Below are 11,419 nucleotides of genomic sequence, written 5' to 3'. Positions count from 1 at the left end.
ACATAAAGAGTAATGGACATGATGTTGCTTGAAGTCGCTAATATGGCGGTTACACATAAGGAAGAAGCAGGTAAAAATAGTCTTGATAATATATGCAGTTGGTTGTATATTAATACGTACATATTTTGGAGTCGAACAGAGATGTACATCCATATATAGAGATTGGGTTGGAGGGACTATACTTATGGTAGCAACGATTCGCAAGGCAGATGAGAACGATATTGAATCACTGGCAGAGCTTATTCAATTTTATGCACAGCAAGGAATTATGCTTCCTCGTTCCAGAGAGGTGCTGGCGAAGCAGATTGAGCATTTTGTCGTTGCTGAATGGGAAGGGGAGCTAATTGGCTGCGGCTCGCTCTGCCAGCTTGGAGCTGACTTGGTTGAAATTCGCTCATTGGGCATATCGCCTGATTTTAAAGGGAGAGGCATCGGAACAATGCTAGTGGATGAACTGCTAATAGAAGCAAAGGCGCGAGCTATCCCCAAAGTTATGGCCTTAACCTATGAATCGAAGTTCTTTCAGAAAAATGGCTTTGATATTGTAGAAAAAGAGATCTTCCCAGAGAAGGTATGGACGGATTGCATTCATTGCAGCAAGCTCCATTGCTGTGATGAGATCGCAGTGATGAAGGTGCTGGATTGAATTGGTGAAGATCCGGAAGTGGTTGCATTTGAGGCCCTAAATCAGGTGCAAAAGGACTGACCTCGTCAAGTAGACAGTACAAAAAAATAAGAACCAATTAAGCGGTCTTGATCTTGAGTTCCATCGGACTGAGACCGTTTAACTTTGCTTGTAATCGTTCGTAATGTAAAAATGGATGTACGCCTGAGAAAGCCCTAATACATAGGAGACAACTGATTTATAATGAAGGTTGTGAGTTAATTTTATATTTGATGCACGTCTGGTTTCTTGTAAAAGTTCCCCGATTTTTTTGATGGCCGTAACTTCCAATCCCCTCCCCCCTTCCAATCAATTTATTGCCTATATTTTACCATGTTATGAAGGTTAGAGTAAATTGTAGGATGACATTAGAAGCAAAGATAAGAAACGGAGTGAGATAATTCTTCCTCTCTTGTTTTGGGTGGTAAATAGGTTCGATTATAGAACTTCCTCTTCTTCGCATCTGGATTAATCAATGATACAAATGATTTTTAAGAATACACAATAAAATACTTTTACCTACTTAGAGAGGATAAGCAGTGTTTTTTACTTTATTAAATATTGTAAGGACACTAAACTCTTTCCCTAGTCTACTATTCAGGCAATTCAAGCCACTATATAATTGAAGATAAAGCCCTTACGATATAGTGGTTTGGCAACAATCATGTCGGATTCGATCAATAATACTGCTGAATACGGTTCTATATATAAAATAGGCATGCCCAAAGTACCGAACTGACTTGACAATGGTCTCGTCCGTTTGGTATTTTTGTATTAACGGTTAGCACTCGACGTTGATGAGTGCTAACGACTACAGCTAGAACATTCACGAGGAGGGAATGCGCATGTTGACGGAACGACAACGTATGATTTTGAATGCCATCATTGATGATTATATCCGTTTTGCGGAACCGGTGGGTTCCCGCAGCATCTCCAAGCGCGGCGATGTCGGATTTAGTCCGGCGACCATTCGCAATGAGATGGCCGATCTGGAAGAGCTCGGCTTTTTGGAGCAGCCGCATACGTCTGCAGGTCGCATTCCTTCCCAAAAGGGATATCGCTACTATGTTGATAACTTAGTCCAGTTGGATAAGTTGTCGAGTGAAGAGGTTGGCCGATTGAAATCCGCGTTCGCGGAAAAAATAACGGCAATGGAAGAAATCGTGCAGCATACGGCTTCGATATTGTCGCAGATGACGAACTATACGTCGATTGCGCTCGGCCCAGAAGTATTTGAAGCTTCCTTCCGCCATTTTCAGCTGCTTCCGTTGAACGAGGATACTGCAGTAGCTATTGTTGTTACCAATACGGGGCATGTTGAGAATAAGACAGTACCGATCCCTCCGGGGATCTCGGTGTCGGAGCTTGAGCAGGTTGTGAACTTGCTCAACGCGAAGCTCGTCGGTGTTCCATTATATAAGCTTCGTTCTCAATTATATACCGAGGTCGGCAATGAGATGGGCAGATACGTCTCTCATGTGCAAGAACTGATGACACTGGTTGAGAGTGTGCTCATCGGGGATGACAACCATCGTGAAGTATTCTTGAGCGGAACAACTAATATGTTGGCGCAGCCTGAGTTCAAGGACGTTGATAAGATTAAGACGATCTGGGAACTGCTTGAGGAAACACCGACGCTTATCAAGGTCGTAGGCAGTGCGCCCACCGGTATCCAAGTCCGTATCGGGCAGGAAAATCCACATGAGGCGATTGCCAATTGCAGCTTGATTACGGCGACATATACGATAGATGGCCAGACGCTGGGAACGATAGGCGTATTGGGGCCAACTCGCATGGAGTATGCGAAGGTCATCAATTTGATGAATCATTTAACGAGTCAATTTGCGTTGCTGCCGCAGCGCTGGAATAAATAACGAATCAAGGTAAAGGAGGCGTCGTCATGACTCAAGCAAGCGGACATGTGCAGGAGACCGATGAGCGTTATGCGACGCTTCTCAATAATGCAGGGGCTGTTCGTGCCTTGTGCGCAGCAGTAGAAGGAACGCTAGGTCCCAAGGGTCTTGATGTCATGCTCGTTGGGGGGGACGGCGAGGTCATTATTACGAATGACGGGGTTACGATTCTAGAGAAGATGGACGTATCCCACCCGGCTGCCAAGCTGCTCATTCAAGTGGCGCGTGCACAGCAGCATGAAGTTGGCGATGGCACGACTACGGCTACCGTCCTTGCAGGTGCATTGGTACAAGAGGGAGTAGCCCAAGTCACACGCGGTGTTCCAGCCGCTAAGGTGGTTACAGGACTTATGCATGGGATTGCGGCCGCATGCGAGGAACTTCGCCATCGCGCGGTGCCGCTCAGCGGATGGAGTGATGATCGGCTCCATCGCGCTGTACATATAGCAGGACGAGAGCAAAAGGATATTGTGCAGCTCGTGCTTGAAGCCGGACAGGCGGTAGGCTGGGAACAGCTAGGACAAACGAATTATCGGTATGCAGACAGTATTGTCGCGCATGAGAAGGCAGAGAATGAATGGTTCCACGGTGTAATGCTCAAGCAGAAGCCGCTGCAGCGGGATTGGCTGCCAGAGCGATTGAACTGCCGGGTACTCGTATTGCAGGACAGCTTGGAGCCAGTGGCGCTTGATGAGCAGCTGCTGACGACGGAAGCTGGCTTCCAGCAGTATATGGCGGAACAGGCTCGTTTTATGCATATGCTCGAACAACTTAACGAGCTTGGTGTAGGATTTATCGTACTGGAGCGCGGTATTCATCCCGATGCGGAACAATATTGTCTGGATCACGATATGATGGTCGTGCAGCGCGTTAGCCGCGAGGATATTATACGCGTCTGCCGGCTAAGCGGTGCCAAGCCGCTGAAGCGCACAGCGCTTGCGAAGCAGCGCAGCGAGCTGGAGCCGCTGCTCGGGCGCACCGCCTGCGCTCGCTACGATGAGCGCCTGGAGCGCGTACGGCTGTATGCCCCGGCACCGCCGGGCCACACAGCCCGGAACGCCGAAGCCGGCTCCGTCCCGGATCCAGCTTCGGCGCCGCAGCGCCCGCAGGTGACGCTCATCGTCGGCGCAAGCACGCGCGAGGTGGTGGGCGAGCGAGCACGCATCGCCCAAGATGCCGCCTCCGCGCTGCAGGCCGCCATTCAAGGCGGCGTGCTTCCTGGCGGAGGCACGACAGAGGTAGCGCTCGCCTATCGGCTGGAGCGCTACCGCGAGAGTGTGCGCGGCATGGAGGCATTCGGCATCGCTGCCGTCGCACAGGCACTGCGCAAGCCAATGGCACAGATCGTGCTCAATGCCGGATTCAATCCGCTTGAGAAGCTAGAGGAGGCGCGCGCGGCGCAGCTTGCCTCGAACAATGATGCAATCGGCATTGACTGCGATTCAGGAGCATTGCTCGATTATGCACAGGCGGGCATTTATGACCCGGCAGCCGTGAAGCTGCATGCTTTGCGTGCTGCAGGAGAAGTAGCCGCAGCGGTGCTTCGCATCCATACGGTAATTAAGATGAGAGCACAATCCTGATTGGAGAACGCTCGCCTGAGCTAAAACTAGGTAACAATGTATATCAACTATAGATGAAAGTATTGAACTACGAAGGGGAGGTGAAGGGGTTGAACCCAGAAAAAGAAGAGAACATTGCAACTGAAACGATGAATGAAGAGGCGGCACAAGCTGCCCATAATCATACAGAAGACATTCCTGCTGCTGATAACGCGACAGCGGAGTCCAGCGAAGGGAATACTTCTTCGAGCGAAGGTGCAGTGGAGGATGCTGAGCTTGCCAAAGCAAAAGCAGAAGCAGAGGAATACCAGCAGCGCTTCTTGCGTGCGCAGGCAGACTTCGATAACTTCCGCCGCCGCACACTGAAGGAGAAGGAAGATCTCGCGAAGTATGCTTCTGCGAAGCTCGTTACCGAGCTGCTTCCTGTGCTCGACAACTTCGAGCGCGCACTTGCAACTGAGCAAGCGGCGAGCGAAGCTGAATCATTCATCAAAGGGGTAGACATGATCTTCCGCCAGTTGGGCCAAGTGCTGGAGCAGGAAGGTGTGAAGCCGATGGAAGCTGTCGGCCAGCCTTTCAATCCAGAATTCCATCAAGCGGTAATGACAGTCGAAACTGATGAATTTGAAGAAGGCACTGTAGTTGAAGAACTGCAGAAGGGCTACTTGCTGAAGGACAAAGTATTGCGTCCGGCAATGGTCAAAGTTAGCGGATAACGTGAACGTACAAGCCGGATTACACGGCCAATGTATGAGCACATCACATTAAGAAATTCATGATAAATGAGAATCGAAGTTAGTTAGAGGAGGATATATTCATGAGTAAAGTAATTGGTATTGACTTAGGTACAACAAACTCTTGCGTTGCGGTTATGGAAGGCGGCGAAGCTGTCGTTATCCCGAACCCAGAAGGTGCGCGCACAACCCCTTCCGTATTAGGTTTCAAGAAGGATGGAGAGCGCGTTGTTGGTGAAACAGCGAAGCGTCAAGCGATCACAAATCCTGATCGTACCGTGATCTCCATTAAGCGTCATATGGGAACAAACCATAAAACATCAATTGATGGTAAAGACTTCACACCGCAAGAGCTTTCCGCAATCATTTTGCAAAAATTGAAATCCGATGCAGAAGCTTATTTGGGTCAACCGGTGACTCAAGCCGTAATCACAGTTCCTGCATACTTCAACGATTCCCAACGTCAAGCAACGAAGGACGCTGGTAAAATCGCAGGTCTTGAAGTTCTTCGTATCGTCAACGAGCCTACAGCGGCAGCACTTGCTTACGGCGCAGACAAAGAAAACGATCAAACGATCCTCGTATACGACTTGGGCGGCGGTACATTCGACGTATCGATCCTTGAGCTCGGCGACGGCTTCTTCGAAGTTAAAGCGACAAGTGGCGACAACCAATTGGGCGGCGACGACTTCGACCAAGTGATCATCGATTACTTAGCTGCAGAATTCAAGAAAGAGCATGGCATTGACTTGGCTAAAGACAAAGCAGCTGTGCAACGCTTGAAAGATGCTGCTGAAAAAGCGAAAAAAGAATTGTCTGGCGTAATGACAACAACAATCAGCTTGCCGTTCATCACGGTTGTTGATGGAGTGCCTCAGCACTTGGAAGTAAACTTGACTCGTGCGAAGTTCGAGGAATTGTCTGAGAACTTGGTTGAGCGTACACTTGGCCCAACTCGCCAAGCGATGCAAGATGCAGGCATGACTCCTGCTGACATCGACAAGATCGTTCTTGTCGGCGGTTCTACTCGTATCCCAGCGGTACAAGAAGCAATCAAGAAGCTTACAGGCAAAGAGCCTCACAAAGGCGTTAACCCGGATGAAGTGGTTGCACTTGGTGCAGCCGTTCAAGCTGGCGTATTGACTGGCGACGTGAAGGACGTTGTATTGCTCGACGTAACACCATTGTCCCTCGGTATCGAAACAGCAGGCGGTGTATTCACGAAGATGATCGAGCGCAACACTACGATTCCTACAAGCAAGTCGCAAGTGTTCTCGACTTATGCAGACAACCAAACGAGCGTAGAAATCCATGTGCTTCAAGGTGAGCGCTCCATGGCTGCTGACAACAAGACACTTGGCCGCTTTATGCTGGCGGATATCCCACCAGCTCCACGCGGAGTGCCACAAATCGAAGTTAGCTTCGATATCGATGCGAATGGTATCGTAAAAGTATCTGCACAAGACAAAGGTACTGGTAAGACTCAAAACATCACAATTACTTCCTCCAGCGGCTTGAACGATGAGGAAATCGACCGCATGATGAAGGAAGCAGAAATGCATGCGGAAGAAGACAACAAGCGCAAAGAAATGGTCGAAGTGAAGAACAGCGCTGACCAATTGGTATACACAACGGAGAAAACAATTAAAGACTTGGGCGACAAGGTTGACCAGGCTGAAGTAGATAAAGCAAACGAAGCAAAAGAAAAAGTGAAAAAAGCACTCGAAAGCAACAACGTTGACGAGATCAAAGCAGCAACAGAAGAGTTGACGCAAATCGTACAGCAGTTGTCTGTGAAGCTGTATGAGCAAGCTGCTCAAGCTCAGCAAGCAGCACAAGGCCAAGAGCCAGAGCAAGGCGCAGCGAAGAAAGACAACGTCGTTGATGCTGATTATGAAGTCGTAGACGAAGACAAGAAATAAGCTTTTCGATGGTGAGGTCAAAGCCGGGAGCACTCGGCTTTGACTTTCCTTTTGCAGTGAATTCGTATAGTCTTCTATAGAGGTATGCTACGAAAGCGTATGGGGGTGGAATAGTGGCGAAACGAGATTATTATGAAGTGCTTGGCGTTGCCAAAGGTTCTGGCGACGACGAGATTAAGAAGGCGTATCGCAAGCTCGCACGCCAATATCACCCGGATGTCAACAAGGCCGCGGACGCAGAAGACAAGTTCAAGGAAGTCAAAGAAGCGTACGATGTGCTAAGTGACAATCAAAAACGGGCAATGTATGACCAATACGGTCATGTCGATCCGAACCAAGGTATGGGTGGCGGCGGAGGCGACTTCGGCGGATTTGGCGATATCTTCGATATGTTCTTCGGCGGCGGTGGCCGCAGCAAGGATCCGAACGCGCCTCAGCGTGGCGGAGATTTGCAGTACACGATGACGATCGAATTCAAGGAAGCTGTATTTGGCAAAGAGATGGACATTACCATCCCGCGTACCGAGCAATGCGACACATGCTATGGTTCTGGAGCGAAGCCGGGAACGAAGCCAGATGCATGTACGACTTGCCACGGAACAGGACAGCAAGAAGTCGTGCAGAATACGCCGTTTGGCCGCATGGTCAACCGTCGTGCATGTTCGACATGTCAAGGCCGAGGCAAAATTATTCGTGAGAAGTGTGGAACTTGTCACGGTGCAGGTACTGTGAAGAAGCAGCGCAAAATTCATGTCCGCATTCCTGCGGGTGTCGATGATGGCGCACAGCTGCGCATGAGCGGCGAAGGGGAAAGTGGACTTCGCGGCGGGCCGAGTGGGGATCTGTATATCGTAATCCGTGTGAAACGCCACGAGTTCTTCGAGCGTGACGGGGACGATATCTATTGCGAGATTCCGCTTACGTTCGCGCAAGCAGCGCTCGGCGACGAAATTGAAATTCCGACGCTGACGGAGAAGGTGAAGCTGAAAATACCGGCTGGTACACAGACGGGCACGTTCTTCCGCCTGCGTAACAAAGGGGTTCCTCGCCTGCGCGGTTCCGGTCAAGGCGATCAGCATGTGAAGGTTGTTATCGTGACACCGACGAAGCTGTCTGACGAGCAGAAGGAGCTGCTTCGCCAATTCGCGGAGAAGAGTGGCGAACATCCGAACTACGGCGGGAATGAAGAATCGTTCTTTGATCGGATGAAGCGTGCTTTCCGCGGAGATTAACAATAATTTCATACAACTGCGATTGGCCGATTTGTCTATACCATTTATCATTCATGTATATGTTCATAATTTCGGTCGGAGCATAGAGAAGGATCACAACGAACGTAATGAGATTTTCAATGCGTATGTTGTGATCCTTTTTATTGTTTCTTAGAGAACTATGTACGACTGTATTTACGCCATATGCATAATCCGATGGGAACTGACTCAAGTTATGGAGGAGATATATTGATGACGAACCCGAAGGAGGCGCACCGATGAACAATTTCCATGATACGCATAACCGCCCCTCAAGCGCTTATAGCGAGCAGGCAGATGCGGACGTTAATCAACAGGTTGTCCCAGCGGACGGCAAGTTTGAAGATGTGGAATTTTCATATGAAGAGGCGGATCGCGATGACTTGAAGGCATTGGAGCGTGCGAATCAGGCCGATGAGCGTGCGGAACAGTCGTGACACGCATAACAGGTACTTTTGAGCATGCTTCGGCTGCAGATGTATGTGAGCGCAAGCTGGAGGCATTAAGAGGGCAAGACATACGTATTACGGCAGGCGACGACTATTACATGGTCAGCGCGGATGTTAAAGAGGACGTGCTGGATCGGGCCTATGCGCTCATCCGCGACCATTTAGGCGAAGCCTCCAAGTGAGCGCCGACAACTGAATAATGCGTTGAATGAATCAACATAAAGAGGCAAAACTCCACAGCGATAGCGCTCCTTAGTGAACGCTCGTTGTATGGAGTTTTGTTTTTGTGTACAATAAATAGAATGTGTAGCTATTTTAAGATGTATAGGAGGATGTACGATCGTGCATTGGCATGAATTAACGATACATACAACCGAAGAAGCAATTGAAATGATATCGAACTTTTTGCATGAGGCTGGCGCTGGGGGCGTGACGATTGAAGAATCGGGGACGCTTAACAAGCAGCGCGATACTACGTATGGGGAATTGTATCAATCTCCACTGAACGATATCCCTGAGGGACAAGCAGTCGTACAAGGATATTTTGCAGATGGAACGGATTTGAAGGAAGTAGAAGCAGTCATTCGTGAGCGTATTGAAGAACTCAGAAGCTATCAGATCGATCCGGGTGAAGCTCTAATTTCGTGGAAGACCGTTCATGAGGATGACTGGGCAAATGCATGGAAGCAGTATTTCAAGCCAGCGCGTGTTACAGAGCGATTGACAATTAAACCGACATGGGAGTCCTATACGGCGCAAGAAGGTGAGCAGATTATTGAGCTGGATCCAGGGATGGCATTCGGTACGGGAACACATCCGACGACCTCGCTCTGCTTGCGTACCTTGGAAAGTGTCGTTCAAGGCGGAGAAGATGTCATTGATGTTGGGACAGGCTCAGGCATATTGGCAATTGGAGCCTGCAAGCTTGGCGCCAAGCATGTGCTTGCGATTGATCTGGATCCGGTTGCGGTATTAAGCGCGAAGGAAAATACCAGCTTGAACGGTCTAGCCGATGAAATAACAGTGCGAGAAGGCGACCTGCTTAGTATTATCAAAACGAGCGGTACCGATGAGGAGCAGGAGCTTGGCGTGCAGCTTCCGGTTCAGATCGTAGTAGCCAATATTTTGGCGGAGATCATTCTGCTGTTCGTCTCGGATGTCTACGAAGCATTGCAGCCAGGCGGAGTTTACATCGCATCAGGCATTTACAAAAATAAAGAAGACGTCGTGGAGCAGGATTTGCTCGCGAAAGGCTTCATTGTTGAAGCGAAGCACCGGGAAGAAGACTGGATTGCATTCGTTGCGCGCAAGCCGTTTGAATAGAGGAGAGGGGACAATTTATGGATTTTCTAAATAGCCTGCTGGTAGTCAAGCTGGAGTTGCTGCCCTTTCTCGTACTGTCACTGTTGATTTCGTTCACTGTTCACGAATTTGCACATGCTTACTCCGCATGGAAATTTGGTGATCCGACAGCGAAGATGCTCGGCCGCGTCAGTTTGAACCCGACGAAACATATTGATTTCCTTGGTATGCTGTTGTTCGTCATCGCTGGCTTCGGATGGGCAAGGCCTGTTCCGGTCAATCGGGACAACTTCAAAAAGCCGCGTGCAATGGGGATTGTTGTATCCGCAGTCGGACCGCTCAGCAACTTGCTATTAGCATTCATTGGTACATTGGTGCTTCATCTTGGATTTAAATTGGGGTTTGTCGATGTGGGATCTGGGAATCGGATCCACTTGGCATTATTTTATTTCTTTTCCTTCTTGATCTCGAACAATGTCCTGCTGTTCTTGTTCAACTTAATTCCACTGCCGCCGCTTGACGGCTATCGCATAGTGGAAGATTTGGCGCCGGCTCATGTACGTTCCCGGTTGCAGCAGATTGAACAATGGTCGATCTTTATCTTCTTGATTATCGTGTTCATCCCTGTGTTGCGGGATAAGACGCTAGGGCCTTTGTTCAGCTTGATCCAGCCGATCATGAGGGAGATGTCCCGAGCAGCTATGTTCATCGTAGGCAGTTAAGAATGCCTGCGCAGCAAGCTGTCCACGCTGTCTAAGGAGTAACCAGAATACGAGTGAAAAATGTTGACAATGCTGGCGAATGCCGCTTAAAACGTGTATGATGAGGAATGTTGATTACGATGCAGAAATATTTTGTGCCCTCCGCGCAGTTCGGAGATCAAAGCATACAAATTACGGGCAATGATGCCCACCATATTATGAACGTAATGCGCCTCAAGCCTGGAGCTGAGATATTGGTCAGCGATGGGGAGAAGCGTGAGGCGGTCGTCGTGATTGAGCAGTGTGGTGCGGATGGGGTAGAAGCTCGAATTGTCGAGATGAGGGACTTCGACCGAGAGCCGACCGTACAAGTAACCATTGCGCAAAGCTTGCCGAAAGGCGATAAAATGGAGCTTATCATTCAGAAATGCACGGAGATTGGTGCCGTGCATTTCATGCCGTTCATCTCAGAACGGACAGTTGTTCAATATGACAGCAAGAAGGAAGCGAAGCGCTTGGAGCGTTGGGGCAAGATTGCGAAGGAAGCAGCTGAGCAGTCTCATCGGAATGTTGTCCCGACGATCGCAACATCAATGAGCTGGAAGGCCTTGACGGCCCAGTTCGCATCCTATGACCTTGTTCTTATCTGCTATGAGGATGAGCGAGGGACGATGCTGCGCGACGTATTAGAAGCGTTCGCACCTACACAGGGCGACATGCAGGGAAGTATGGCGAAGCAAGCTCGAATGATGGTTGTCATCGGGCCTGAGGGTGGATTTGCTGCGCAGGAAATTCATTCCGCTGTGGAAGCTGGAGCACGATGTGTCAGCTTAGGCCGCCGCATATTGCGAGCAGAAACGGCAGGAATGGCTGCATGTGCCTGCATCATGTATCAATTCGGAGAAATGGGGGGAATGTGAAC

The 11,419-nt window shown here is 49.4% G+C and carries 11 protein-coding genes; all 11 read left to right on the top strand.

Going from position 1 to position 11,419, the window contains the following annotated elements; genetic code table 11:
• Nucleotides 1-184 precede the first annotated feature (184 nt).
• The 11 genes from RQP50_RS12375 to RQP50_RS12325 all read left to right on the top strand — a co-directional run bounded on the left by RQP50_RS12375 (nt 185) and on the right by RQP50_RS12325 (nt 11,417).
• Nucleotides 185-646, top strand: a complete 462-nt coding sequence (locus RQP50_RS12375; RefSeq protein ID WP_044356348.1) for an N-acetyltransferase — start codon at nt 185-187, stop codon at nt 644-646.
• Between the two features lie 863 nt (nt 647-1,509).
• Nucleotides 1,510-2,538: a heat-inducible transcriptional repressor HrcA gene (hrcA, locus tag RQP50_RS12370; protein ID WP_021256828.1), complete on the top strand. Its 1,029-nt coding sequence runs from the start codon at nt 1,510-1,512 to the stop codon at nt 2,536-2,538.
• Nucleotides 2,539-2,564: 26 nt separating this feature from the next.
• On the top strand, nt 2,565-4,160 hold the full coding sequence (locus RQP50_RS12365) for a TCP-1/cpn60 chaperonin family protein (protein WP_315745633.1): 1,596 nt from the start codon (nt 2,565-2,567) through the stop codon (nt 4,158-4,160).
• A 53-nt stretch (nt 4,161-4,213) separates the two neighbouring features.
• On the top strand, nt 4,214-4,855 hold the full coding sequence (gene grpE, locus RQP50_RS12360) for a nucleotide exchange factor GrpE (RefSeq protein ID WP_065290474.1): 642 nt from the start codon (nt 4,214-4,216) through the stop codon (nt 4,853-4,855).
• A 101-nt stretch (nt 4,856-4,956) separates the two neighbouring features.
• The gene (dnaK, locus tag RQP50_RS12355; RefSeq protein WP_021256825.1) at nt 4,957-6,795 is read left to right on the top strand and encodes a molecular chaperone DnaK; all 1,839 of its coding nucleotides are present in this window, start codon (nt 4,957-4,959) and stop codon (nt 6,793-6,795) included.
• A gap of 110 nt (nt 6,796-6,905) precedes the next feature.
• Nucleotides 6,906-8,027 (top strand): molecular chaperone DnaJ, encoded by a 1,122-nt coding sequence (gene dnaJ / locus RQP50_RS12350; protein ID WP_036592446.1) that lies wholly within the window; start codon nt 6,906-6,908, stop codon nt 8,025-8,027.
• A 257-nt stretch (nt 8,028-8,284) separates the two neighbouring features.
• Nucleotides 8,285-8,482: a YfhD family protein gene (locus RQP50_RS12345; protein ID WP_021256823.1), complete on the top strand. Its 198-nt coding sequence runs from the start codon at nt 8,285-8,287 to the stop codon at nt 8,480-8,482.
• A complete protein-coding gene (locus RQP50_RS12340; RefSeq protein ID WP_315745632.1) occupies nt 8,479-8,676 on the top strand; it encodes a hypothetical protein in 198 nt (65 codons plus the stop codon). Before RQP50_RS12345 ends, RQP50_RS12340 begins: the two co-directional genes overlap by 4 nt.
• A 160-nt stretch (nt 8,677-8,836) precedes the next feature.
• Nucleotides 8,837-9,817: a 50S ribosomal protein L11 methyltransferase gene (gene prmA, locus RQP50_RS12335; RefSeq protein ID WP_021256821.1), complete on the top strand. Its 981-nt coding sequence runs from the start codon at nt 8,837-8,839 to the stop codon at nt 9,815-9,817.
• A gap of 17 nt (nt 9,818-9,834) precedes the next feature.
• Entirely contained in the window at nt 9,835-10,518 is a 684-nt protein-coding gene (locus RQP50_RS12330; protein ID WP_315745631.1) for a site-2 protease family protein, read from the top strand.
• A 119-nt stretch (nt 10,519-10,637) separates the two neighbouring features.
• Complete coding sequence (locus RQP50_RS12325; RefSeq protein WP_315745630.1) at nt 10,638-11,417, top strand: 16S rRNA (uracil(1498)-N(3))-methyltransferase; 780 nt, start codon at nt 10,638-10,640, stop codon at nt 11,415-11,417.
• Nucleotides 11,418-11,419 lie beyond the last annotated feature (2 nt).

Source organism: Paenibacillus suaedae (assembly GCF_032337355.1).
Lineage (GTDB): Bacteria > Bacillota > Bacilli > Paenibacillales > Paenibacillaceae > Paenibacillus_B > Paenibacillus_B suaedae.
Note: the sequence above shows the minus strand (reverse complement) of the source record. Positions and strands in the feature narration are given on the sequence as shown.